The sequence below is a fragment of the Allobosea sp. WAO genome, assembly GCF_001509835.1.
Taxonomy (GTDB): domain Bacteria; phylum Pseudomonadota; class Alphaproteobacteria; order Rhizobiales; family Beijerinckiaceae; genus Allobosea.
The window spans coordinates 68,076-93,305 of the sequence record NZ_JXTJ01000003.1; the positions used below are offsets into that span (position 1 = coordinate 68,076).

The window sequence follows — 25,230 nt, forward strand, 5'->3', positions numbered from 1 at the left end:
TGAGATTCTCGGGTCTGCGTTTCGCTTCGCCCGAGAATGACGGGTTATCGATCACGCATCCACGTCGAAGCTGACGCCCTGTGCCAGCGGCAAGGTGGTGCCGTAGTTCACCGTGTTGGTGGCGCGGCGCATATAGGCCTTCCAGGCGTCCGAGCCGGCCTCGCGGCCGCCCCCGGTCTCCTTCTCGCCACCGAAGGCGCCGCCGATCTCGGCGCCGGAGGGGCCGATATTGACGTTGGCGATGCCGCAATCCGAGCCTTCATCCGAGACGAAGAGCTCGGCTTCGCGCATGTTCAGCGTGAAGATCGAGGAGGACAGGCCAGCGCCGACCGCGTTCTGGATGGCGATCGCCTGGTCCAGACTGTTGTACTTCATGACATAGAGGATCGGGGCGAAGGTCTCGCGCTCGACCGGGCCGGTCTGCGCGGGCATCTCGACCAGCGCTGGGCGGACATAGAAGCCGCCGGAGCCGACATCGACCTTCTCGCCGCCATGGACCTTGCCGCCGGCGGCCTTGGCCTCGGACAGCGCCTTCTGCATGCCCTGATAGGCGGCCTCGTCGACCAGCGGGCCGACCAGCACGCCGGCTTCACGGGGATCGCCGATCTTCACCGAGCTGTAGACCTTGATCAGCTTCGGGATCAGCGCGTCATAGACGCTCTCGTGCACGATCAGGCGGCGCAGCGTGGTGCAGCGCTGGCCGGCGGTGCCCATCGCTGCGAAGGCGATGCCGCGCAGTGCGATGTCGAGATCGGCCGAGGGGGCGACGATCGCGGCGTTGTTGCCGCCGAGCTCGAGGATGGCCCGCGCGAAGCGCGCCGCCAGCTTCTGGCCGACTTCCTTGCCCATCCGGGTCGAGCCCGTCGCCGAGACGACGGGGACGCGATGGTCCTGGACCAGGATGTCGCCGATCTCGCGGCCGCCGATCAGGATTTCGGAGAGGCCGGCGGGGGCTTCCGGTCCGAAGCGCTTCATCGTCTTCTCGACGATCGCCTGCACGGCGAGCGCGGTCAGCGGAGTCTTCTCGGAGGGCTTCCAGACGACGCTGTCGCCGCAGACGAAGGCGAGCGCCGCATTCCAGGACCAGACCGCAACCGGGAAGTTGAAGGCCGAGATCACACCGCAGACGCCGAGCGGGTGCCAGGTTTCCATCATCCGGTGGTTCGGGCGCTCGGTGGCGATGGTCAGGCCGTAGAGCTGGCGCGACAGGCCGACGGCGAAGTCGCAGATGTCGATCATCTCCTGAACCTCGCCGAGGCCCTCCGAGGTGATCTTGCCGGCTTCGAGCGTCACCAGCAGGCCGAGATCGGCCTTGTGCGTACGCAGCTCTTCGCCGAGCAGGCGGACGAACTCGCCGCGTCGCGGCGCCGGCACCTTGCGCCAGGCGAGATAGGCCGATTGCGCCCGGCCGATGGCGGCCTCGGCCTCGGCCGGCGAGGTCTCGCGCAGGGTCGCGACGGTCTCGCTGGTGATCGGGGAGCGGGCCGAGAGGCCGGCGCCGGCATAGGCGGCTTCCGGCACACCGAGGCGCTGGAGGAGGGCGAGGGCGTCTTTGGGAAGGGAAGTGGTCATCTCGTACCTGTGCCTGGCGCTCCTGCCCGGCGCGGGGAGAAGCGCATGAAACGGATCGCCGTCCGGTCCGCGTGGACCGCGGCGGAAGGCGAGCGTCGAAAAGCCTGTCGGTTGCGGCGGAGAATGCCCTCTTTCGGTTGTCGGGGGCAACCGATATGTTCTCATATATTGATGAGGTTTTCTCATGACGTCTGAGCTCGTGCCCGGGCGCCTCTCGGTGCCCTCCCTCTCGGCGCTCGCAGCCTTCGAGGCGGCGGCGCGCCATGGCAGCTTCACCCGCGCCGCCGAGGAGATGAACCTGACGCAAGGGGCGGTCAGCCGCCAGGTCGCCCTGCTCGAGCAGAGCCTCGGCCTGAGCCTGTTCGAGCGCGTCAAGAAGCGCGTCAGCCTAACACCGGCCGGGGCCGCCTATGCCGCGGAAGTCCGCGACGGCCTGTCCCGGCTCGCCGCAGCCACCTTGTCGGCTATGGCCTTTCGCGGCGCCGCCGGCTTGCTGCATCTCGCCATTCTGCCGACATTCGGCACGCGCTGGCTGATTCCGCGGCTGCCGCGCTTCACCGAGGCGCATCCCGGCGTCACCATCAATTTCTCGACGCGGATCGTGCCTTTCGACTTCGCCCATGATCCCGCCGATGCGGCGATCCATTTCGGCCATCCGGTCTGGCCGGGTGCGCGGCTGCACCGGCTGATGGGCGAAGAGGTCGTGCCGGTGGCAGCGCCGGCACTGGTCGCGCGCGCCGGCCTCACCGAGGCCGCCGACCTATTGCGCCAGCCTTTGCTGCAGCAGTCGACACGGCCGCGAGCCTGGGCCGACTGGCTGGAGAAACAGGGCCTGCCGCCGGAGCGTGCGCTGATGGGCCCGCGCTTCGAGCAGTTCGCCATGGTGGCGCAGGCCGCGGTCGCCGGTCTCGGCATCGCCATCGTACCGCGCCTCCTCGTCGAGGACGAACTGCGCTCCGGTGCACTCGTCATACCCGTAGACCGGCCGGTGCGCGGTCCGGAGGGCTACTACCTCGTCTATCCCGAAGCCAAGGCGAGCCTGCCGACCGTGATCGCCTTCCGCGACTGGCTGCTCGGCGAATGCGAGGGCGCCGGCTAGCGCCTCTCGACAGGATAGGAAAGCCGCGCCAATCATGCGAAAAGGTCACGAACCTTCCCTTCGCAGTCGCAGGTCCCCGCATGCCCTCCGCTCCTGAAACCGCAGATGTCGTGATCGTCGGTGGCGCCGCGATCGGCTCCTCCGCTGCCTATCATCTCGCGGCCGATCCCGGCTTCAACGGCAAGGCCGTGGTGATCGAAAAGGACCCGACCTATCGCTATTCGGCTTCGGCCCTGTCGGCGGCCTCGATCCGCCAGCAGTTTTCGAGCGCGGTGAACATCCGCATCTCGCTGCATGGCATCGGCTTCCTACGCGGCATCGGCAGCCATCTTTCGGTCGATGGCGAAGTTCCCGCCATCGATCTGCATGAGGGCGGCTATCTCTATGTCGCGAGCGGCGAGGGCGCTCCGGTGCTCGAGGCCAATCAGCGGCTGCAGCAGGTCGAGGGCGCCGATATCGCTCTGCTGTCGACCGAAGCGCTCGGCGCCAAGTTCGGCTGGCTCAACACCTCGGATCTCGCCTGCGGCACCTATGGCGTCAGCGGCGAGGGCTGGTTCGACGGCTGGGCCCTGCTCCAGGCTTTCCGCAAGAAGGCCCGCTCGCTGGGCGTCGAGTACCGCCAGGGCGAGGTCAGCCGCTATATCGTCGAGGGCGGGCGGGTCATCGGCGTCGAGCTCGCCGACGGCAGCCGCATCGCTTGCGGAGCGGTGGTCAACGCCGCCGGCTCGCACGGCGCGCGGCTCGCCGGGACGGCCGGCGTCTCGATCCCGGTCGCGCCGAAGAAGCGCTACGTCTTCACCTTCACCTGCAAGGGCGAGGTCGACAACTGCCCGCTGCTGATCGACACCTCCGGTGCCTATTGCCGGCCGGAGGGCAAGCGCGGCGCCGAAGGGCAGATGTTCATCTGCGGCGCTTCGCCGGTGGGCGGGCAGCAAGATCCCGACTGGGACGAGAAGGCCGCCGATGTCGAGGATGTCGACTGGTCCTTCTTCGAGGAGACGGTTTGGCCGGCGCTGGCCCATCGCATCCCCGCCTTCGAGGCGATCCGCCCCGGCCGGGCCTGGGCCGGCCCCTATGACATGAACGGGCTCGACGGCAACGCGATCGTCGGCCCCGCCGTGGGGGTGGGCAATCTCTATCTGGCCAACGGCTTCTCCGGTCATGGCCTGCAGCAATCGCCGGCAGTCGGGCGCGGCCTCGCCGAGCATATCGCGCACGGCCGCTATCTGAGCCTCGACCTTGCCGATCTCGGGCACGAGCGCATCGTCGCCGGCCGGCCGCTGCGTGAGGCCAACATCATCTGAGGCAGGCTCCGCGGCTCCTCGGGATGAGGGCGGCGGGAACATCCAAGCCAGAACGAGGGGAGCAACGCCGTGATCGATGTCGCCTATGCCGTCACCATGGCGCGCTACAACGCCTGGCAGAACGAGAATCTCTACGGTGCCGCCGCGACGCTGAGCGATGCGGCGCGCAGGCAGGATCGCGGCGCCTTCTTCGGCTCAATCCACGGCACCTTCTGCCATCTGCTCTGGGGCGACCGGATGTGGCTCCACCGCTTCTCCGGCACGCCGAAGCCCGACGTGCCCGGCAGCGAATCCGCCCGCATGATCGAGGACTGGGACGAGCTCATCGCCGAGCGGCGCGCGACCGACGCCCTGATCGGCGACTGGGCGGCCGGGCTTTCTGCGGAATGGCTCGCCGGCGACCTGAGCTGGGTCTCCGGCATCTCGCGCCGCGAGCTTGCACGGCCTCGGGCGCAACTCGTCGTCCACTTCTTCAACCACCAGACCCATCATCGCGGCCAGGTCCACGCCATGCTGACAGGTGCTGGCGTGAAGCCGGGCGATACCGACCTCGTGCTGGTCGACATGCGCGGCTGAGCCCGGCCGATCCCTCGCTGGACGCAGGCGTTTGCCCATGGGCCATGCCGCTCCTGCATGTGTGGCGTCTTGTCCGGATTCGAACGCTCTGCGCATGGTTCGGCTATCGGATCCGGAGAGATCACCATGCCTGAACTATCGACCTTGCTGGCCTTCACTCTGGTCGCCCTGGGGATGGTGCTGACGCCCGGGCCAAACATGGTCTACTTGATCTCGCGCTCGATCGCGCAGGGGCCGATGGCGGGCATGGTCTCGCTCGGCGGCATCGCGCTCGGCTTCCTGTTCTACGTCTTCTGCGCCGCCTTCGGCATCACCGCGCTGATCTTCGCGGTGCCCTATGCCTATGATGCGCTCCGGCTGCTTGGCGCCGGCTATCTGCTCTGGCTGGCCTGGCAGTCCCTGCGCCCGGGTGGCCGCTCGCCCTTCCATGTCCGCGATCTCCCGCATGACGGGCCGCGCAAACTCTTCATGATGGGTTTGCTGACCAGCCTGCTCAATCCGAAGATCGCGATGTTCTATCTCGCGCTGCTGCCGCAGTTCATCGATCCGGCGGCGGGCAGCGTGCTCAGCCAGTCGATCCTGCTCGGGCTGATCCAGATCGTCGTCAGCGTCAGCGTCAATACGCTGATCACCTTCGCCGCGGGCGGCATCGCACTATTCCTGCGCACCCGGCCGCTCTGGTCGCTCGCCCAGCGCTGGCTGATGGGCACGGTGCTCGCCGGCTTTGCCCTGCGGATGGCCTTCGAGGCGCGGCGCTGAACGCCGGTCGCCGCGCGGCATCTCAGATGCTGCGCGCGATCGTGAAATCGCCATTCGCAAGGGCAGCTGCCGAGGCCGAGGCTTCGCGGCGCTCGATATCGGCGACCCTGGCGCCGCGTGGGCCCTTTCTCGCCTCGGCCACCAATGTCTCGACTGTCTCCGGCGCGCCGCAGAGCAGGGCTTCGACCATGCCGTCGCTCCGATTGCGCACCCAGCCGGTAACCCCCGCCGCGAGCGCGCGCTCCCGCAGCCATTGCCGGTAGCCGACGCCTTGAACCACGCCTGAAATGACGATGTGAAGCATCATCCTCGCATCCTCCGCCCCAGAATGCCCTCGGCATGATCATGGCCGATGACGGCCTTCAGAAGGCGAAGCAGGCGAAGCCTTGCCGGCACAACGGGGAGGACAGGCGCGAATGCCGGTTCCCTGCCGCCGCACTGATGCTCTAGCTTCGACTTCCTCCGCATTCGGAACCACAGAGAGCGCCGACGATGAGCGACATGACTGCCGAAGAAGCCAAGGTGACCAGCTGGCTCGGCGAACGCAAGCAGGCGATGATCGACCTCCTACGCGAGATGGTCGACACCGATTCCGGCTCGTACGACAAGGCGGGCGTCGACCGGGCCGGGCAGGTGCTGGCCCGCTTCCATGAGGCGAACGGCCTGAGCGTCGAGATCGTGCCCGACGCCCGTTATGGCGACGCGGTCAAGGCGCGCCTGCCCAACCCCGGCGCTAACGACCAGCGGCCGGTGCTGTTGCTCGGCCATCGCGACACGGTCTTCCCCGAGGGCGAACCGACGCGCCGGCCCTTCACCGTCAGGGACGGCCGCGCCTACGGACCAGGTGTCGCCGATATGAAGGCCGGTCTCGTCATCGAGGCTTTCGTCGCCGCCGCCTTCGCCGCCAATGGCGGGCTGAAAGCGCCGCTCATGATGCTGACCACCAGCGACGAGGAGATCGCCTCGCCATCCTCGCGTCCGGTGATCGAGGCGGCGGCGCGCGAGTCGCGCTGCGTCTTCAATGCCGAGCCGAGCCGGCTTCCGGCCGGCACCGAGTTCGACCGCGACCGCCGGCAGTCGGTCACCTCCGGCCGCAAGGGAGGCGTCTTCATGCGCGCCGATTTCCAGGGCAAGGCCGCCCATTCCGGCGCGAATTACGAGAAGGGCGTCTCGGCCATCGTCGATCTCGGCCACAAGATTCCGCAGCTCCAGGGGCTGACCGATCTGGAGGTAGGCGTCACCGTCAATGTCGGGCTGATCGGTGGCGGCCAGACGGTCAACACCGTCGCCCCGCATGCCTGGTGCGAGATCGACCTGCGCTACCGTACCAAGGCGCAGCGCGACGAGCTGGTCGACGCCATCCGCACCATCGTCGAGACGCCGGTGGTCGAGGGCTCCTCGGCGCAGCTCACCATCAAGGGCGAATTCCTGCCGCTGGAGACGACGGCGGAATCGGCCGAGCTCTACGAGGCCTATCGCGACGCGGCCGCCAGTTTCGGCATTGCCGTCACCGCCGAATACACTGGTGGCTGCGCTGATTCCGGCTTCACCGCGGCGCAGGGCTGCCCGACCCTGTGCAGCGTCGGCCCGGTCGGCGGCATGGCCCATACGCCGGACGAGTTCCTCGAGGTCGAAAGCATCGTCCCGGCCGCGCAGACGCTCGCGCTCGCGGTGATGCGCACGGCCGCAAGGATGGAGTGAAATCCTCGCAGCCCGTCAGGCTCGCCCCTGTGGCGAGCATCCACGTCTTGAACACCGCGCTTGTCGAAGGAAGACGTGGATGGTCGGGACAAGCCCGACCATGACGGAAGGTGCCTGGAGGTATCGTCTCGTCTTCCCGGCCGAGAATGACGCCGCAGAAAAAAGGGCGCCGCTCGCGCGACGCCCTTCGTTCCACATGACAGCGCAAAAGTTCAGTTCAGCGCGACTCCGGCCGGCCGTGCCTCGCTCGCCGCGGGGAATTCGCCCAGCATCAACCCGGCGGGCCCCACCGTCAGCGGCACGCTCTCGCCGTCGCGGACGGTTCCGGCGAGCAGCAGTTCGGCCAGCGGGTCCTGCACCGACTTCTGGATCACCCGCTTCAGCGGGCGGGCGCCATAGGCGGGGTCGTAGCCCTTGTCTGCCAGCCAGTCGCGGGCCTCGTCGGAGAGCTCGAGCGCGATCTTGCGATCGGTCAGGAGCTTGCCGAGGCGGGCCATCTGGATGTCGACGATCGCGCCCATATCCGACCGCCGCAGGCGGTGGAACAGGATGATGTCGTCGATCCGGTTGAGGAACTCTGGCCGGAAGGCATGGCGCACCACGCCCATCACCTCGTCGCGCACGGCATCGCTGTCCTCGCCCTCGGGCTGGTTCACCAGATACTCCGAACCGAGGTTCGAGGTCATGATGATCAAGACGTTGCGGAAGTCGACCGTGCGGCCCTGTCCGTCGGTCAGGCGTCCGTCGTCGAGCACCTGCAACAGGACGTTGAACACGTCCGGATGCGCCTTCTCGACCTCGTCGAACAGCACGACCTGATAGGGCCGGCGCCGGACCGCCTCGGTCAGCGCGCCGCCTTCCTCATAGCCGACATAGCCGGGAGGCGCACCGATCAGCCTGCTAACCGAGTGCTTCTCCATGTATTCGGACATGTCGATCCGGACCATCGCCGTCTCGTCGTCGAACAGGAACGACGCCAGCGCCTTGGTCAGCTCGGTCTTGCCGACGCCGGTGGGGCCGAGGAACATGAACGAGCCGATCGGCCGGTTCGGATCCTGCAGCCCGGCGCGGGCGCGCCTGACCGCCTTGGAGACGGCTTCGACCGCTTCCTCCTGGCCGACGACGCGCTTGGCTAGGCTCTCCTCCATGCGCAGCAGCTTGTCCTTCTCGCCTTCCAGCATCTTGTCGACGGGCACGCCGGTCCAGCGGCTGACCACCTGCGCGACATGGTCGGGCGTCACGGCCTCCTCGACCATGCCGGACGAGTCGCCATTGGCCTCGATGTCGGCGAGCGCCTTCTCGAGCTGCGGGATCTCGCCATAGGCGAGTTCGCCGGCGCGCTGGTACTCGCCCTTGCGCTGCGCCTGCGCCAGTTCGTTGCGGGCGTTGTCGAGCTTGGTCTTGATCTCCGCGGCCTGGCCAAGCTTGTCCTTCTCGGCCTTCCAGCGCGCCGTGATCGTGGCGGAGCGGGCTTCAAGCTCGGCGAGCTCGGCCTCGAGCCGCCGCAGCCGCTCCTGCGAGCCGACATCGCTCTCCTTCTTCAGCGCCTCCTGCTCGATGCGCAGGCGCACGATCTCGCGGTCGATCGAGTCGAGCTCCTCGGGCTTGGAATCGACCTGCATGCGCAGGCGCGCCGAAGCCTCGTCGACGAGGTCGATCGCCTTGTCGGGCAGGAAGCGGTCGGTGATGTAGCGGTTCGACAGCGTCGTCGCCGCGACCAGCGCCGAGTCGGTGATGCGGACCCGATGGTGCTGCTCGTACTTCTCCTTCAGCCCGCGCAGGATCGAGATCGTGTCCTCGACCGTCGGCTCGTCGATGAAGACGGGCTGGAAGCGGCGTGCCAGCGCCGCATCCTTCTCGACGTATTTGCGGTACTCGTCGAGCGTGGTCGCGCCGATGCAGTGCAGCTCGCCGCGCGCCAGAGCCGGCTTCAGCAGGTTGGAGGCATCCATCGCGCCGTCGGTCTTGCCGGCGCCGACGAGGGTGTGCATCTCGTCGATGAACAGGATGACGCCGCCCGCCGCGGCCGAGACCTCGGAGAGCACGGCCTTCAGCCGCTCCTCGAACTCGCCGCGATATTTCGCGCCGGCGATCAGCGAGCCCATGTCGAGGGCGAGCAGCTCCTTGTCCTTCAGGCTCTCCGGCACGTCGCCATTGACGATGCGCAGCGCGAGGCCCTCGGCGATCGCGGTCTTGCCGACGCCGGGCTCGCCGATAAGCACGGGATTGTTCTTGGTTCGGCGCGACAGCACCTGGATGGTGCGGCGAATCTCCTCGTCGCGGCCGATGACCGGGTCGAGCTTGCCCTCGCGCGCAGCCGCGGTGAGGTCACGCGCGTACTTCTTCAGCGCGTCATAGCTCTGCTCGGCCGAAGCGGAATCGGCGGTGCGGCCCTTGCGGATCGCCTCGATCGCGGCATTCAGGCTCTGCGGCGTGACGCCGGCCTTGGCCAGCACCTTGCCGGCCTCGGTCTCCTTCTCGATCGCGAGCGCGAGCAGAAGCCGCTCGACCGTGACGAACGAGTCGCCGGCCTTGTCGGCGGCCGTTTCGGCGGTGCCGAAGACGCGCGCCAGGGCAGGCGTCAGCTGCGGGCCGCTTGCGCCGGAGCCGCTCACCTTGGGCAGCTTGGCCAGCGCCGCGTCGACCATCTGCTTGGCCAGGCGCGACTGGCCACCCGCGCGGTCGATCAGACCCGCGGCCATGCCTTCGCCGTCATCGAGCAGCGCCTTCAGCACATGCTCGGGCGTGAACTGGGGATGGCCCTCGCGCATCGCGATGGTCTGCGCGGCCTGCAGGAAACCCTTCGCCCGGTCCGTGTATTTCTCAATGTTCATCAATATACCTCCGCCCGCCGGTCGCGCCCCGTGGCGGCGGAGCCGGCTGCCTTTCATCAGGATGGAGCCCCCTGTCGGGCGACCCCTCGTCCAGACAGATAGGTGTTGCATCTGCGCAACGTAAGGGGGGCGGCGGCGGTTTGGGATTGACGATCGCTGCTGCCCCCGCCCAGCGTGCGGCCATGGTCGGGACTAAGCGGCAACAAGCGATTCGCAAGGCGCTGCGGGCGCTGGCGCCCGGCATTCCGCTCAGCGATGCCGAGATGGTGCTGGAGCTCGCAGGGCGCAACCAGATGAAGGCCTTGCCGCCGAAGACGGCGCTCTGGCTTGCACTCGGCAGCCATGTCCGCCACAGCCACACCGATTACGACCGGCTGCTCGCCGAAGGCTATGAGCGCGACGCTGCGCGCTTCTTCGTCGTCGACCAGACCGACGACGTGCTCTCAAGCTGGGGTTGCCAGCGCTCCGTCGCCGATGGCGACGAGGATGGCGGCGAGGGGCCCGCCTCCTGATCGATCCGATCTAGGCATTTGATCGATCCCTGCAAGCTCGGCGCTGGATTGCCGGCACCCTGGCATGGCAAGGTCCCGCCCCGCCGCACTACCGAGGACAAGATCATGCGCGTCGCATCGCTCTACCGCTATCCGGTCAAGGGACTCTCGCCGGAGCCTCTGGCGAGCGCGGCGCTGCCGACCGGCGGCTACTTCCCGGGAGACCGGCTCTTCGCCATCGAGAACGGCCCGTCAGGCTTCGATCCGGCCGAGCCCGTGCACCAGCCCAAGATCAAATACCTGATGCTGATGCGCAACGAGTCCCTCGCGCGGCTCAAAACCCGCCATGACGATGCTAGCGGCGAGCTGGTGATCGCGCAGGAGGGCAAGGAGGAGCTGCAGATCTCGCCGGCAAGCCCGGAAGGCCGGGAACGCCTCTCGGCTTTCTTCGAGGGGTTCATGCCGGACGAACTGCGCGGCCGCCCACGCCTGCTCGCGGCGCCGGAAGGTTATCGTTTCACCGATTCGCGCTCGGGCTTTCTCTCGATCATCAACCTGGCGAGCGTCGCCGATCTCGCGGCGCGGATGGGCGCGAACATCGATCCGCTGCGCTTCCGCGGCAATGTCATGGTCGAGGATCTGCCGGCCTGGGCCGAGAATGATCTGGTCGGGAGAGAATTGCAGGGGCCGGGCGGTTTGCGTCTCTCGGTGATCAAGCGGATCGAGCGCTGCGCCGCCACCAATGTCGATCCGCAAACCGGTGTTCGCGATTTGCAGATCCCCAAAGCTCTGATGCAGTCCTATGGCCATGTCGACTGCGGGATCTACTGCCGGGTTCTCGCTGGCGGCACCTTGTCCCGCGGAGCCCGGCTCGAAGCCGTCGCAGTGTCCGAGCCTGTATCGGCGAGCATAGCCTGACACGAAAAAGGGCCCTTGCGGGCCCTTATCCGTTCTTGGTGATCGCGTGGCCGCAGCCCGCGCTCACTCGGCCGCGGTATCGCTGTCCGAGCCGAGCGCATCCATGACCTCGCGGGGCGAGCGGCGGCGGCGCGGCGCGCGCTTGGGCTTCTCGCTCTCGGGTGCGGCGTCGGCGGTCTCCCCCGCAGTTTCTGCGGCGGGGGCAGGGACAGGCGCAGGAGCGGCGACTTCCGGCTCGTCGGAAGCGATGGCAATCGGCACGCGCGTCGGCGTCGTCAGGAAGGCCGGCAGTGCAGCGGCGATCTCCTGCTCGGCCGCGACGACCGGAGCCTCGGAGCGACGCTGGCGCTCGCCACGCGGCTGACGTTCCGGACGCCGCTCGCTCTGGCTTGGGGCTGGGGCCGGAGCGAAATCAGGCTGCTCGGCGCCCGGCTGGGCTTCGGGCCGCGGCGTATAGGGGGCCGGCTGCCCGTCCTGCCGGTCGAACCGGCGCTCGCCACGGTCTCCGCGCTCCTGCCGCTCGCCGCGCTCCTGCCGGTCGTTGCGGTCGAAGCGGCGCTGGCCGTTGCGATCCTGATTCCGATCCTGATTCCGATCCTGGTTCCGGTCGAAGTTGCGCTCATTGCGATTCGGCCGCTCGAAGCGCTGGCCGCCGGGCTGGCCTTCGCCGCCCTCGCCGTCCTGTCTCTGCCCGCCATGACCGTTGACGCCATTGCCGTTGAAGGGCTGGCGCTCGGCCTGCTGGCCACCGGGCTGGAACGCGCCAGCCTCCTCCTCACCCTCTTCTTCGCCCTCGTCCGGGTCGTCGCTGAAGGCGCGGTTGGGCGGGAAGCTGTGGCCGAACTGCTGGGCCATCTGCTCCTGCGCTGCGAGCAGGATCCGATAATAATGCTCGGCGTGTTGGAAATAGTTCTCCGCCGCGACCGGGTCACCCGAAGACTGGGCGTCACGTGCGAGCTGGAGGTACTTCTCCGCGACATGCTGAGCCGTGCCCCTGACCTTGACGTCGGGGCCGTTTGATTCGTAGCTCCGCTGCAACGGGTTGGGAGACTTCCGGTTGCCGCTATTATTGTTGTTATTATTGTTGTTACGGCCGCGCATGCGCCGGTTCTGACCTGGTCTCATTCGCGTCAATCTCGCGTTCTGTTCATTCAAGGCAACCTTGCAAGGGCGTCACATATGTCGTGACGCGCGGCGGGTTGCGACGCCGCGCTGAGGCAATCCGACCTGAAAGGGCTCTGCGCCGATATTGGTCTTCACGCGCTCTTTTCCAACGGAGCTTCTGCAGCTCCCGACTGAGCGGCGATCTCGCGCGCTCGGTGTCTCGATCTTGCTGTGCCAGTAGCGTCTGTCTTGGCAGTGATCCAAAAGCCAGGCCGCTTCGCTGGACCTCGCTAAAGGCTATGTGCTGACGACACCGTCTTCAAGACATTGCGTGCATAACCGGTTTTCTCCGCCCTTCCAAGCAAATTCGCGCAGGAAACTGTGCAGGATCACATTTCTCCGGCGAAGACCAGCGCGCGGGCATGACCCCCGAGGTCGCGATGCGACCGCAAATGCCGCAGCCCGGCCGCCGTCATCAGCGCGCATACATCGTCTTCCTGACCAGCGCCGATCTCCAGCACGGCTCTTCCTCCCGGCGCCAGGCGGGCGGGCAGCAAGGCAGCGAGTGCGCGGTAGGCATCGAGCCCGTCTGGCCCGCCATCGAGCGCCAGCAACGGATCGTATTCGCGCACGTCGGCATCGAGCCGCGCGATTTCGTCAGTGGCGATGTAAGGCGGATTGGAAAGGACGAGATCGAATGTGCCGCTCAGTCCCTCGTCCCAGCGCGCTAACCGGAATTCGGCGCGCTGCGCGACGCCGTTACGCGCAGCGTTGCCAGCGGCAGTCGCGAGCGCATCCTCCGAGAGGTCGACGCCGATGCCGCGGGCCCGCGGGAACTCACTCAGCGCTGCGATCAGCAGGCAGCCCGTTCCGGCGCCGAGGTCGAGGAAGTTCAGCGCCTCCTGCCGGCGCTCGCCGAGGTGCTGCAGGGTGGCCTCGATCAAGGTTTCGCTGTCGGGGCGGGGCTCGAGCGTGCCCGGCGAAAGGCAAAAGCTCAGGCCCCAGAACTCGCGCGCACCGAGAACACGCCAGAGCGGCTCACCGGCGAGCCGACGCGCCAGTGCGTCTTGAATGCGGCTGGCCGCGGCGGCGTCGAGCGTGTCGCTGCTTCCCGCGAGGTCTTCGATCAGGATGCGCGCTTCGAAGGTGAAATCGGCGATTCCAACCTGCCGCAGCGCCCGCGCCAGCGCGCGCCGGGCGTCGGAAACGGCATCGCCCGCCGCCGGTGAGGCAGCGGGCGCGGGATTGTCGGCAGGGTGGCCGGTGTGCGGCAAATCGGTCCTTGGTGCCGGCCCCGAGGCCGGATCAGTTGCCCTGCATCGCTTCCTGGACGCAGGCGTTCATCTTGATCCGCAATGCGGATTTGCTCTCCTTAGCGCCGCGAAACTGGCGCTGGCAATCCTGCTTTGCCTGTTTCTCGGTCTTGGCCTTCTGCAGATGGGCCGGCTCGCCACTGAAGACCTTGCGCGCGGTCTGCGATCCGGTCTGGGCCTCGGCCGCCAGCGGCGTCAAGGCGATGGCGGCGACAAGGGCGATGCTGCTGAGCAGGGTCTTCATGTCTATCCTCCCCGGACGATGTTACCGATCAAACAGTAACGCACGAACCGGGGCGAGGTTTCACACCGTGCCTTGCTCGGCCAGAAGTTCCGCCTGGCGGGCTGCCGTCAGGGCATCGATGATTTCGTCCAGCACCAAGCCCTGCATCATCTCGTCTAGCTTGTAGAGCGTCAGGTTGATGCGATGGTCGGTGACGCGGCCTTGCGGGAAATTGTAGGTACGGATGCGCTCGGAGCGATCGCCGGAGCCGATCTGGGAGCGTCGGTCGGCCGAGCGCTCGGCATCGGCGCGGCTGCGCTCCATGTCGTAGAGCTTGGCGCGCATCAGCTCGTAGGCGCGCGCCTTGTTCTTGTGCTGCGAGCGCTCGTCCTGGACCAGCACGACGATGCCGCTCGGAATATGGGTCAGCCGCACCGCCGACTCCGTCTTGTTGACGTGCTGGCCGCCGGCGCCCTGGGCCCGCATCGTGTCGATGCGCAGGTCCTTGTCGTCGAGGGCGACGTCGACCTCGCTGGCGAGCGGCAGGGTTGCGACGGTCGCGGCCGAGGTGTGGATACGTCCGCTCGCCTCGGTGTCGGGTACGCGCTGCACCCGATGCACGCCCGATTCGTATTTCAGCCTTGCATAGACGCCCTTGCCGGAAATCTCGGCGATCACTTCCTTGAAGCCGCCGACCGTGCCTTCGCTCTCCGAGAGAATGTCGAGGCTCCAGCCCTGGTGGGCGCTATAGCGCTGATACATTCGCAGCAGATCGCCGGCGAAGAGCGAGGCTTCGTCGCCGCCGGTGCCGGCGCGGATTTCGAGGATGACGCCGCGCTCGTCGGCGGCATCCTTCGGCAGCAGCGCGATCAGGATCTCGCGACCGCGTGCCTCGATCTCGGCGCGGGCATGGTCGCGCTCCTCATAGGCGAGGTCGCGCATCTCGGCATCGGTCGCCGGGTCGTCGATCATCGCCAGCGCCTCGTCGAGGCCGGCCTGCGCCTTGCGCCAGGCGGCGATGGCGGCGACCACCGGATCGAGCTCCGCCAGCTCCTTGGCGAGCTCCACCACCCGCGCCGGCTCGTTCGCATGGTTGATCGCATCGCTGGCGGCGGCGTGGCGGGCGACGATGCCGTCGAGGCGGTCTTGCGGGAGGAGGAGCGACATGGCGGTGATGCGATCTTGCTTGAAAAAGGAGGCCGGCAATTGCCGGCCGGCACGGTCGTGAGTGTCGCTAGACCGGAACCTTCATTTCGGCGGCGAGCGCGCCGAGGAGCGGGCGCAGACTCGCGGCGCCGTCGGAGGCGGCTAGCCAGGCGTCGAGCCGCTGGCGCGCCTTGCCGGCGTCGAGCGCCCGCAGCATCGCCTTCACCGGCCCGACCGAGGCTGCCGACATCGAGAACGAGCGGTAGCCGAGCGCGATCAGCGCCAGCGCCTCGATCGGCTTGCCGCCCATCTCTCCGCAGACGGTGACCGGGCAGCCCGCCCGGCCGGCCTCGTCGATGATCGCGCGCAGGGCCCTGAGGCCGGCGGCGCAGAGCGGGTCAAAACGCTCGGAGACGCGCCGGTTCTCGCGATCGGCCGCGAACAGGAACTGCATCAGGTCATTTGTGCCGATCGACAGGAAGTCGGCCTCGCGGGCGATTTCGGGCAGCTCGAACAGCAGCGACGGGACCTCGACCATGACACCGAGCTGCAGGCTGGACGGCGCCGGGCGGCCGTCGCGCTCCAGCACGGCGAGCTCGCGGCGCACGATCAGCCGGGCGCGCAGGAACTCGTTCACGGTCGCGACCATGGGCAGCATGATCTTCATGTCGTAGCCGGCGCCGGCGCGCAGCAGGGCCCGGACCTGAGCCCGCAGCAGGCGCGGCTTGTCGAGCCCGATCCGGATCGCCCGCCAGCCCAGGGCCGGGTTTTCCTCCTCGACGCGCTCCATATAGGGCAGGACCTTGTCGCCGCCGATATCGAGCGTGCGGAAGGTCACCGGCCGGCCATTGGCCGCCGCCAGTACCGCGCCGTAAAGCGCCTGCTGCTCGGCGGTGGTCGGCATATGCTGCGCCACCATGAACTGCAGTTCGGTGCGGAACAGACCGATGCCCGAGGCATTGGTCTCCTCCAGGTTCGGCAGGTCGACGAAGAGCCCGGCATTGATCTGCAGGGTGATGTCGACGCCGTCCTTGGTCACCGCCGGCTGTGTCTTGAGCTTGCGGTACTGCTCCTGCTTGCGGGCGCGCAGCCGCGCCTTGTCCTTGTAGGCGTTCTCGACGTCGGGCTGCGGCCGGATCTGGACCTCGCCGGCCTGGCCATCGACGATCACCGCATCGCCGGCCTCAATCAGCGCCGTGGCATTGGCGATCTCGCCGACGGCCGGGATGCCGAGCGCCCGCGCCACGATGGCGATATGGCTGGTCGGGCCGCCTTCCTCCAGCACGAGCCCGCGCAGATGGGAGCGGTCGTAGTCGAGCAGCGCCGCCGGGCCCATCGAGCGGGCGATCAGAATGGCGTTCTCAGGCAACTGCTCACGCGCGACTCCGTTCGGCTTGCCGACCAGCGTCCGCAGGAGACGGTTGGCGAGATCGTCGAGATCGTGCAGGCGCTCGCGCAGATAGGGGTCGGTCTGGCGCTGCATCTTGGCGCGCGTGTCCGATTGGACGCGCTCGACCGCGGCCTCCGCGGTGAGCCCGGTCATCACCGCTTCGCGCATGCGCCGCAGCCAGCCCTGGTCGTGGGCGAACATCCGGAAGGTTTCGAGCACCTCGCGATGCTCGCCGGTATGGGCGACATCGCCGCGCTCGATCAGTTCGTCGATCGCGGCGCGCATCTGCGCGATCGCCGCCTCCAGTCGCGAGACCTCGAAAGCCGGGTCTTCGGCGATCAGATCGGTGATCGCGACGCGCGGTTCGTGCAGCACCGCGTAGCCGAGGCCGACGCCGTCGGCCAGCGTCGTGCCGATGCCGTGGATCGGACGTTCGAGGCCGATCGCGGCGCCGGGCCTGGACAGGGCCTTGAGCCCGCCGGCCGCGATCATCTCGGCCATGATCATGGCCGTGGTCTGCAGTGATTCGGTCTCGTCCTCGCTGTAGATCCGCGAGGCCCGGTTCTGGATGACGAGCACGCCCATCACCGCGCCGCCGCGCAGGATCGGCACGCCCAGGAAGGAGCGGTAGATTTCTTCGCCGGTTTCGGGGCGATAGGAGAAGGCGGGGTGCGCCTGCGCGTCCGAGAGCGCGATCGGCTCGGCCTCGCTGGCGATCAGGCCGACCAGGCCTTCGCCGGCGCGCATCGTGGTGTGGTGGACCGCCTCGCGGTTGAGGCCTTCGGTGGCATAAAGTTCGAGCGAGCCGTCTTCGCGCAGGACATAGACCGAGCACACCTCGGCCACGAGATTGCCGGCGATCAGGACGACGAGCCGGTCCAGCCGCTCCTGCGGGCTGACCGGCGCTGCCATCACCTCGCGGAGCCGGCGTAGCAGAACGCCCGATCCCCCGAGTGCGCCTCGCATCAAATGCCCTCCGCCCGCCTCCACAGCCTAACAGGCCGACGTGTCGCTCCAGACCTGACATCGTCGCGCCAGAGTTGCAAGCGAGGTCCGATCCGCGCCTGCTTCTAGCGAGGTGAGGCGGCGTTCGGCAAGGGCTTGGAACCGGCTCGTTGCCCGAAGCTGCCGCGCTTCTCGCCCAAAGGCGCGTCATTTGCCGCCTGGGCCGGCTGCAAGGCGGTTTTCGCGGCCGGCTTTTTCGCCGCTGGGCGGGTTGTCGCACGCTGCCGCGTCGCTGCCGGCTTGCGTGTGATTCCGCTTGCTTTCCGCTGTGGCTCGGGTGGTGCCACGCTGTCGCTGGCCTCGGCGCCGGTCAGTGCGGCCAGATAGCGCGAGGTCCACCATCCGATATCGCTCGCCGCGATCGTGGCGTAGAGTCGCTCGAAGCGGCGCACGCGCTCCGATTGCGGCATGGCGAGCGCGGTACGGATCGCCTCGGCGACCTCGTGGGTGTCGTAGGGGTTGACGATCAGCGCCTCGCCCATCTGGTGCGCCGCCCCGGCGAAGCGCGATAGCACCAGCACGCCAGGATCCTCCGGGTTCTGCGCGGCAACATATTCCTTGGCGACGAGATTCATGCCGTCGCGCATCGGCGTCACCAGCCCGACCTGGGCGCGCCGGTAGAAGCCGGCCAGAGCGCTGCGCGAATAGGCTTTCTTGACGACGCGGATCGGCGTCCAGTCGAACTCGCCCAGGGCGGCGTTGAGGCGCCCGGCGACTTCGTCCGACTGCCGGTCGAGCTCGGCATATTCCGGCACGTCGCTGCGCGATGGCGGCGCGATCTGCAGCAGGCCGACATTGCCGCGATGCTCGGGATGGCTGCGCAGGAACAGGCCGAAGGCCTCGAGCCGCTGGACGATGCCCTTGGAGTAGTCGAGCCGGTCGACGCCGATCACCAGCTTGCGGCCGCCGAGCGGGCCGGTGGTCGCCCGGATCGGCTGGGTGGCGGCGCGCACGGAGGCGACCGCGAGCTTGCGGAAGGATTCGACGTCGATGCCGATCGGAAAGGCCCGGATCAGGGTTTCGCGCGGTCCGGCCTTGACCCGCTCTCCGTCGCGATGGGCGCCGCGTAGCGCCACCAACCCGCCGATCAGATTGTCGGCATCGGTCTGTGTCTGCATGCCGACGAGATCATAGGCCGTCATCGTGCTGATCAGCGTGGCGCTGAAGGGCAGGGCGCCGAAGACCTCGGCCGAGGGCCAGGGGATATGATGGAAATAGCCGATCCGGTTGGTGACGCCGCGGCGGCGCAGTTCGGCGGCCAGCGGGATCAGGTGATAATCGTGGATCCAGATCACGTCGTCGGGCTTGAGCTGCGGCACCAACAGCCTGGCGAAGCGGCGGTTGACGCCGAGATAGCCGGCATAGTCGGAGCGGTCGAACTCGGTGAGGCCGAGCCGGTAGTGCATCAAGGGCCACAATGCCCGGTTCGAGAAGCCGAGATAATAGCTCTGGCGCTCGGCCTCGGTGAGATCCGCGACGGCATAGGAGACATTGCCGACGCGCACCGGGTCGACGCGGGACGAAGGTTCGGCGCTCGTCTTTCCGCTCCAACCGAACCAGAGGCCGCCATGCTTTTCGAGAGCGGAGCGCAACGCCACCGCCAGCCCGCCTGCTGCCGCTTTTTCGCCACGTTCGGGCATGGTGACGCGGTTGGAAACCACCACAAGACGCATAATGCCTCACTGTTCGTTGACGAATGCCGCGATGGCGCGGGAACAGAACGCGCTGGCAGACGTAATGTTTCGTGTGCACGCCGGCCTTCTTGGCCGGATCGCGTCGTCGCCGTGACCGGATGATGGCGACCGCCGGAACCTGAACCCCGAATGTGGCGAGGGGACGGACGGTCGTCCTTTTGCCCGTTTCGTCCCCTAGCAAGGCTGCCATGTCGCAAGCTCAGAGCCCCGAAGCCGCCGAGCCGCACGCCCCGCCTGCGGTGCGCACCTCATCAATAGCATTGTTTCTCGATTTCGACGGAACCCTGGTCGAGATCGCCCCCTCACCCGAGGATGTCAGGCTAGACCGCCGCGTGCCGGGCGCGCTGAATGCGCTGCGCCAGCGCCTCGATGGCGCGCTCGCGTTGGTGTCAGGCCGGCCAGTCGCGTTTCTGGACGCGATGACAGCGCCTTTTCGCTTCGACGCCGCCGGCTTGCACGGTGCGCAAATTCGACTGGGTGATGAGGAGGCGCCGCTGGCGGAGCCGTCCGAGGCGCTGCACGTCGCGACGCGGGCTATGGTGCGCTTCGCCAATGCGAATGTCGGCATCATCGTCGAGGACAAGCGCCAGTCGGTCGCGCTGCACTGGCGTCTGGCGCCCGCGCTGGCTGACGAGGCGTTGGAACTGATGGAGCGGCTTGCGGCCGAGATCGGCCCTTCGATGCGCCTCCAGCGCGGCAAGGCGGTCGCCGAGCTCGTCCCGGCCACGGCGAGCAAGGGCGGTGCCATCGCCTGGCTCATGCAGCAGCAGGCCTATGCTGGCCGCCAACCCATATTTGTCGGTGACGACATCACCGACGAGAACGGATTCGCCGCGGTCAACGACGCGGGGGGGCTGTCGATCCGGATCGGGGAGGGGCAGACTTGCGCCCGGCACCGGTTGGCTTCGCCGACCGCACTGCACCGTATCCTGCTCGGCGCCGCCGATGGCGGCGACCTCACGCTCGAAACCTTCCTCCAGAACTAAACCTTCCAACAAGACCAGCTGCATCAGGGATAGGCATGACTGTCACCACCGTCGCCCCGCCGGGCGTGGCCTCGCTTGATCTCGGCGTCATCGGCAACTGCTCCATCGCCGCTCTGATCGACCGGCAGGCCCGAATCGTCTGGGGCTGCTTCCCGCGGTTCGACCGCGACCCGGTCTTCTGCTCGCTGATCGACAACAAGATCGAGGATGGCGATGCGATGCCCGAGAAGGGCGTCTTCGCCATCGAGATGGTCGGCATGACCCGCTGCGAGCAGAGCTATCTCGACAACACCGCGATCCTCTCCTCGCTCCTCTCCGATGACCAGGGGAATGCGCTGGAGATCCTCGATTTCGCGCCGCGTTTCGTGCGCTATGAGCGGTTCTTTCGGCCGCCTCAGCTGGTCCGTCGGGTCAGGCGCATCTCCGGCCGGCCGCGCATACGTGTCGTCGTGAAGCCGTGCCTCGGTCTGGGCGAGGTGCCCGACGAGATTACCCGCGGCTCCAACCATGTCCGCTTCGTCGGCGCGGACCAAACCATCCGCCTGACCACCGATGCACCGATCTCCTATGTGCTGGAGAGCATTCCCTTCGCGGTCGAGAAGCCTTTCTCCTTCTTCATCGGCTCAGATGAAGCCTTGCGGGCCGAGATCGAGACGACCTCGCGCGAATTCCTCGACAAGACCACGGACTACTGGCGCGACTGGGTCCGTTCGCTCTCGATCCCCTTCGAATGGCAGCGCGAGGTCATCCGCGCCGCGATCACGCTGAAGCTCTGCTCTTTCGAGGAGAGCGGCGCCATCGTAGCGGCCCTGACCACCTCGATCCCCGAGGCGCCGGGCACGCAGCGCAACTGGGACTACCGCTTCTGCTGGCTGCGCGACGCCTATTTCGTCGTGCATGCGCTGAACCGCCTCGGCACGACGCGGACGATGGAGGATTATCTCGGCTTCATCACCAACATCGTCGACACCTTCTCGGAGAACGGCGCCGAGCACCTGCCGCCGCTTTATCCGATCACCCGCGGCGGCGAACTCCGCGAATTCGAGGTGCCGCAGCTCGCCGGTTATCGCGGGCACCAGCCGGTGCGCGTCGGCAATGGCGCTGCGACGCAGATCCAGAATGACGGCTATGGCGCGGTCGTGCTTGCCGCCACCCATTCCTTCTTCGACCGCCGGTTGATTCAGCCGGGCAAGGAAACGCTCTTCAGCCAGCTCGAACGCATGGGCGAGCGTGCGATCGAGGTCTTCGACAAGCCCGATGCCGGCCCCTGGGAGCTGCGTGAGAAGCAGGTCGTCCACTCTTTCTCCAGCGTGATGTGCTGGGCCGCCTGCGACAGGCTTGCCCGCATCGCAGGCACGCTCGGCCGGGTCGACCGCAAGGAATACTGGCGCGGCGAGGCCAAGCGCCTGAAAGGCATCATCGCCGACCGGATCTGGAACCAGGAGAAGGGCCATTTCGTCTCGACCTTCGACGGGGCCGATCTCGACGCGACCCTGCTGCTGATCGCCGAGCTCGGCTTCGTCAAGCCGGATGATCCGCGCTACATCGCGACCGTCGAGGCGATCGGCCGCGACCTGCGCCGCGGCGACCTGATCCTGCGCTATGGCACGGCCGATGATTTCGGCTTCATGCACACCGGCTTCCTGATCTGCGCCTTCTGGTATGTCGATGCGCTGCATGCGATCGGCCGCAAGGACGAAGCCAAGGAGCTGTTCGGCCGCATCCTGCAGCGGCGCAACAGCTTCGGCCTGCTCTCCGAGGATGCCGATCTCGAAACCGGCGAGCTCTGGGGCAATTTCCCGCAGACCTATTCGATGGTCGGGCTGATCAATTCGGCGATGCGGCTCAGCCGCAACTGGGAAGAGGCGTTCTGAGGGGGTGTCATTCCGGGGCGCTGCGCAGCAGCTAGCCCGGAACCCAGAGCCGATGCCGTTCCAGGACAGGGCGTTCGGACGCAGTGCGTCGATGAATACGCGCCTCGCTTCTGGGTTCCGGCTCAAGCCTTCGGCCTGCCCCGGAAAGGCGGCGGCGCTACCCTCGCTTCAGCAGGAACACCGCCTGCGCGCCAAACAGGTTCCAGAACCACCAGGGCGCGCTGACGCCGACCTTGCCGCCGGCGACGTCGAGCGCCACCGCGCGTTCCTTCTCCGCGCCGATCGTGTCGCAGAGCACGACGAAGTCGCGGATCGTGCAGAAATGGATGTTCGGCGTGTCCCACCAGGAATAGGGCAGGGCCTCGGTCACCGGCATGCGGCCGAGGAAGAAGACCTGGCTGCGCATGCGCCAATGCCCGAAATTCGGGAAGGAGACGATGGCGCGCCTACCGATCCGCAGCATCTGCTCCAGCACCAGCCGCGGATTGCGCGTCGCCTGGATGGTCTGCGACAGGATGACATAGTCGAAGGAATCGTCGGGATAATCGGCGAGATCGGTGTCGGCGTCGCCCTGGATCACCGAGAGCCCGCGCGCGACGCAACCGGCGACGCCTTCGCGCGACAGTTCGATGCCGCGGGCGTCGACGCCGCGGGTTTCGGCGAGCAGCGCCAGCAATTCGCCGTCGCCGCAGCCGACATCGAGCACGCGCGAGCCGGGCGTCACCATCTCGGCGACGAGGCGCAGGTCGATGCGGTTGGTGTGGTTGTCCGCCGCCGACATGCTCACAATCCCCGCGCCCGCGCCGCTGCGCCGATGAAGCCGCGCGTCGTTGCGAACAGGTTCGGCTCCTCCAGCAGGAAGGCGTCGTGGCCCTTGTCGCTCTCGAGCTCGACGAAGGAGACCGAGGCACCGGCCGCGTTCAGCGCATGCACGATGGCGCGCGAATCGCTGGTCGGGAACAGCCAGTCGGAGGTGAAGGACGCCACGCAGAAGCGGGTCTTGGTGCCGGCGAAGGCCTTGGCCAGCACGCCGTCATGGTCGGCGGCAAGGTCGAAATAGTCCATCGCGCGCGTGACATAGAGATAGGAATTGGCGTCGAAGCGCTCGACGAAGCTGACGCCCTGATGGCGGAGGTAACTTTCAACCTGGAAATCCGCATCGAAGGTGAAGGTCGGGGCGCTGCGCTCCTGCAGCCTGCGGCCGAACTTGCGATGCAAAGCGGGTTCCGAGAGATAGGTGATGTGCGCGCCCATCCGCGCCACCGACAGGCCCTTGGCCGGGCGTGTGTTCTCTTCGAGATAGCGCCCGCCGCGCCAGTCGGGATCGGCCATCACCGCCTGGCGGCCGACCTCGTGGAAGGCGATGTTCTGGGCCGAGTGCTTGGCGGCGGTCGCCAGCGGCAGCGCCGAGAACACCCGCTGCGGATAGCTCGCCGCCCATTGCAGCACCTGCATGCCGCCCATCGATCCGCCGACGACGCTGAACAGGCTGTCGATGCCGAGCGAGTCGAGGAGATGCGCCTGCGCCCGCACCATGTCGCGGATCGTCACCATCGGGAAGGAGAGGCCCCAGGGCTTGCCGGTCTCCGGATTGGTCGAGGCCGGTCCGGTCGTGCCCATGCAGCCGCCGAGCACATTGGCGCAGATCACGAAGAAGCGGTCGGTGTCGACCGGCTTGCCGGGCCCGACCATCGCCGTCCACCAGCCGCCCTTGCCGGTGATTGGGTTGCGGCTGGCGACATGCTGGTCGCCGGTCAGCGCATGGCAGATCAGGACGGCGTTCGACCGAGACGCGTTCAACGAACCATAGGTCTGGTAGCCGATCTGCCAATGCTCGAGCACGGCGCCGGAATCGAGCTGGAGCGCCCGTTCGGGGCCGAATTGCGCGAGCAGGCTCGATGGCCGGTTGGCTTCGGTCAGCGCGTCGGCCAGGGCCTGGTCTTCCTGGGTCGTCCGATTTGGCATTCCGATTTTTCTTGTCGCCCGGCCTGTTCGAAATAGCGGACATAACCGATGGCGCGCCGCTCGTGCCCTGTCAACGCGCGGATGTGCGCGGACGGCTTTGCCAAGGCGGGCCGGCGCGGATAAGAGACCAGAGAAACCTCAGCCTTCACCCTGAGGAGCGATCCCCAGGGATCGCGTCTCGAAGCATGTTCCAGCGCCATCTGGACCATCCTTGGAGACGCCGCTGCGCGGCTCCTCGGGGCGAGGGCTTGAGGCCGTTCCTTCTGGAGGTTGGTCGAACCCCATGGCCGAAGCCGCTCCGACGACCCTTGCCGATCTGCGCAGCGAGATCGATCGTATCGATGCTGCCATGCACGGCCTCCTGATGGAGCGCTCCTCGATCATCGAGACGCTGATCGCCATCAAGAAGACGCAGGTTTCGGGTTCCGCCTTCCGCCCCGGCCGCGAGGCCGATATGATGAAGCGCCTGGCGCTGCGCCATCAGGGCCTGCTGCCGCTCGACACGGTCGAGAGCATCTGGCGCATCATCATCGCGACCTTCACCTTCGTGCAGGCGAATTATTCGGTCCATGCCGACATCTCTGGTGGCGATGCGGCGATGCGCGACAGCGCCCGCTTCCATTTCGGCTTCACCGTGCCTTACGTCACGCATGAAGACGCGCGCGCCGTGATCAAGGCGGTCGCGGAATCGACCGGCGACCTCGGCATCTTCCGCATGGATCTCGGCGCCAGCGCCGGCGTCTGGTGGCGTGATCTGATCGGCGAGGACAAGCCGAAGATCATCGCCCGCCTGCCCTTCATCGAGCGGCCGGACCATCCGGCGGGAACCCCGGTCTACTGCATCGCCAAGCCGCTGGCGGACGCCGCCATGCGCGAGATCGTGCTCTATGCCGCCCGCGTCGAGCGCTGGTCGGAGACGCTGCGCGCCGGCCTTGCCCAGCATCTCGCCGAGGTTTCGGCCAGTGCCGCTGACGGCTCGCATCTCGGCCTGCTGGTAGCCGCTTCCGGAGAGACCTCGCCGGAGGCGATCCGGAGCGCGCTCGTGCCGGCCGGCCTCAGCGAGTTCGCCGAGATCGGCAGTCACGCCGCCCGCTTCGCCTTCAAATCCACCCGCTCCTGAAATGAACCCTCATCGCTGAACCCTCTTCGTCATCCCGGACAAGCCGCAAAGCGGCGCCGATCCGGGATCCATGCCCAGAACGTTCCGGCATGGATTCCGGTCTCCCTCCGGTCGCCCGGGATGACTTCGGTGGTTCGTACTAACGCCTGAAACCGA

21 protein-coding genes are annotated in these 25,230 nt (G+C 67.5%); 10 read left to right on the forward strand and 11 right to left on the reverse strand.

The annotated features are described in order from the left end of the window. Nucleotides 1–51: 51 nt before the first annotated feature. Complete coding sequence (locus tag DK26_RS01950) at nt 52–1,572, reverse strand: aldehyde dehydrogenase family protein (protein ID WP_066467786.1); 1,521 nt, start codon at nt 1,570–1,572, stop codon at nt 52–54. 184 nt (nt 1,573–1,756) lie between these two features. On the opposite strand from DK26_RS01950, the gene DK26_RS01955 reads away from it, so the two are divergent. From DK26_RS01955 to DK26_RS01970, 4 genes are all read left to right on the forward strand, one after another. Beyond that, nucleotides 1,757–2,671, forward strand: coding sequence for a LysR family transcriptional regulator (locus DK26_RS01955; RefSeq protein WP_066467787.1), 915 nt, complete (start codon nt 1,757–1,759; stop codon nt 2,669–2,671). Nucleotides 2,672–2,751: 80 nt separating this feature from the next. Then, a complete protein-coding gene (locus DK26_RS01960) occupies nt 2,752–3,975 on the forward strand; it encodes an FAD-binding oxidoreductase (RefSeq protein WP_066467788.1) in 1,224 nt (407 codons plus the stop codon). A 69-nt stretch (nt 3,976–4,044) separates the two neighbouring features. Continuing rightward, a complete protein-coding gene (locus DK26_RS01965; protein ID WP_066467790.1) occupies nt 4,045–4,551 on the forward strand; it encodes a DinB family protein in 507 nt (168 codons plus the stop codon). 126 nt (nt 4,552–4,677) lie between these two features. Then, complete coding sequence (locus tag DK26_RS01970; protein WP_066467793.1) at nt 4,678–5,310, forward strand: LysE family translocator; 633 nt, start codon at nt 4,678–4,680, stop codon at nt 5,308–5,310. Nucleotides 5,311–5,332: 22 nt separating this feature from the next. Here DK26_RS01970 and DK26_RS01975 read toward each other — a convergent pair whose 3' ends face one another. Continuing rightward, a complete protein-coding gene (locus DK26_RS01975; protein ID WP_066467795.1) occupies nt 5,333–5,617 on the reverse strand; it encodes an acylphosphatase in 285 nt (94 codons plus the stop codon). Between the two features lie 194 nt (nt 5,618–5,811). Here DK26_RS01975 and DK26_RS01980 point away from each other — a divergent pair, with 194 nt between their 5' ends. After that, nucleotides 5,812–7,011, forward strand: coding sequence for a M20 family metallopeptidase (locus tag DK26_RS01980; RefSeq protein ID WP_066468714.1), 1,200 nt, complete (start codon nt 5,812–5,814; stop codon nt 7,009–7,011). Between the two features lie 212 nt (nt 7,012–7,223). Here DK26_RS01980 and clpB read toward each other — a convergent pair whose 3' ends face one another. After that, nucleotides 7,224–9,845 (reverse strand): ATP-dependent chaperone ClpB, encoded by a 2,622-nt coding sequence (gene clpB / locus DK26_RS01985; protein ID WP_066467797.1) that lies wholly within the window; start codon nt 9,843–9,845, stop codon nt 7,224–7,226. A 182-nt stretch (nt 9,846–10,027) separates the two neighbouring features. Here clpB and DK26_RS01990 point away from each other — a divergent pair, with 182 nt between their 5' ends. Then, nucleotides 10,028–10,357, forward strand: a complete 330-nt coding sequence (locus tag DK26_RS01990) for a DUF2293 domain-containing protein (protein WP_066467799.1) — start codon at nt 10,028–10,030, stop codon at nt 10,355–10,357. A 105-nt stretch (nt 10,358–10,462) separates the two neighbouring features. Next, nucleotides 10,463–11,254 carry an MOSC N-terminal beta barrel domain-containing protein gene (locus tag DK26_RS01995; RefSeq protein WP_066468715.1) on the forward strand — a complete coding sequence of 264 codons (792 nt, stop codon included), beginning with the start codon at nt 10,463–10,465 and terminating at the stop codon, nt 11,252–11,254. Between the two features lie 63 nt (nt 11,255–11,317). On the opposite strand, the gene DK26_RS02000 is transcribed toward DK26_RS01995, so the two are convergent. The 6 genes from DK26_RS02000 to DK26_RS02025 all read right to left on the reverse strand — a co-directional run bounded on the left by DK26_RS02000 (nt 11,318) and on the right by DK26_RS02025 (nt 19,108). Further along, the gene (locus DK26_RS02000) at nt 11,318–12,355 is read right to left on the reverse strand and encodes a DUF4167 domain-containing protein (RefSeq protein ID WP_083532912.1); all 1,038 of its coding nucleotides are present in this window, start codon (nt 12,353–12,355) and stop codon (nt 11,318–11,320) included. Nucleotides 12,356–12,747: 392 nt separating this feature from the next. After that, nucleotides 12,748–13,632, reverse strand: a complete 885-nt coding sequence (gene prmC, locus DK26_RS02005; RefSeq protein WP_083532913.1) for a peptide chain release factor N(5)-glutamine methyltransferase — start codon at nt 13,630–13,632, stop codon at nt 12,748–12,750. 31 nt (nt 13,633–13,663) lie between these two features. Further along, the gene (locus DK26_RS02010; protein WP_066467803.1) at nt 13,664–13,915 is read right to left on the reverse strand and encodes a hypothetical protein; all 252 of its coding nucleotides are present in this window, start codon (nt 13,913–13,915) and stop codon (nt 13,664–13,666) included. Between the two features lie 60 nt (nt 13,916–13,975). Further along, nucleotides 13,976–15,061: a peptide chain release factor 1 gene (gene prfA / locus DK26_RS02015; protein WP_066468717.1), complete on the reverse strand. Its 1,086-nt coding sequence runs from the start codon at nt 15,059–15,061 to the stop codon at nt 13,976–13,978. Between the two features lie 67 nt (nt 15,062–15,128). Further along, complete coding sequence (gene ptsP / locus DK26_RS02020; protein ID WP_066467805.1) at nt 15,129–17,396, reverse strand: phosphoenolpyruvate--protein phosphotransferase; 2,268 nt, start codon at nt 17,394–17,396, stop codon at nt 15,129–15,131. 104 nt (nt 17,397–17,500) lie between these two features. Then, nucleotides 17,501–19,108, reverse strand: a complete 1,608-nt coding sequence (locus DK26_RS02025; protein WP_157089471.1) for a trehalose-6-phosphate synthase — start codon at nt 19,106–19,108, stop codon at nt 17,501–17,503. Nucleotides 19,109–19,317: 209 nt separating this feature from the next. Here DK26_RS02025 and otsB point away from each other — a divergent pair, with 209 nt between their 5' ends. After that, a complete protein-coding gene (otsB, locus tag DK26_RS02030) occupies nt 19,318–20,115 on the forward strand; it encodes a trehalose-phosphatase (protein ID WP_066467807.1) in 798 nt (265 codons plus the stop codon). Between the two features lie 35 nt (nt 20,116–20,150). After that, nucleotides 20,151–21,989, forward strand: a complete 1,839-nt coding sequence (locus DK26_RS02035) for a glycoside hydrolase family 15 protein (protein WP_066467808.1) — start codon at nt 20,151–20,153, stop codon at nt 21,987–21,989. A 157-nt stretch (nt 21,990–22,146) separates the two neighbouring features. Here DK26_RS02035 and metW read toward each other — a convergent pair whose 3' ends face one another. Both metW and DK26_RS02045 read right to left on the reverse strand, forming a co-directional pair. Then, a complete protein-coding gene (gene metW, locus DK26_RS02040; RefSeq protein ID WP_066467810.1) occupies nt 22,147–22,770 on the reverse strand; it encodes a methionine biosynthesis protein MetW in 624 nt (207 codons plus the stop codon). Nucleotides 22,771–22,772: 2 nt separating this feature from the next. Continuing rightward, nucleotides 22,773–23,954 carry a homoserine O-acetyltransferase gene (locus tag DK26_RS02045; RefSeq protein ID WP_066467812.1) on the reverse strand — a complete coding sequence of 394 codons (1,182 nt, stop codon included), beginning with the start codon at nt 23,952–23,954 and terminating at the stop codon, nt 22,773–22,775. A gap of 283 nt (nt 23,955–24,237) precedes the next feature. Between DK26_RS02045 and DK26_RS02050 the strand changes: the two genes are divergently transcribed. Then, entirely contained in the window at nt 24,238–25,074 is an 837-nt protein-coding gene (locus DK26_RS02050; protein ID WP_066467814.1) for a chorismate mutase, read from the forward strand. Nucleotides 25,075–25,230: the final 156 nt, after the last annotated feature.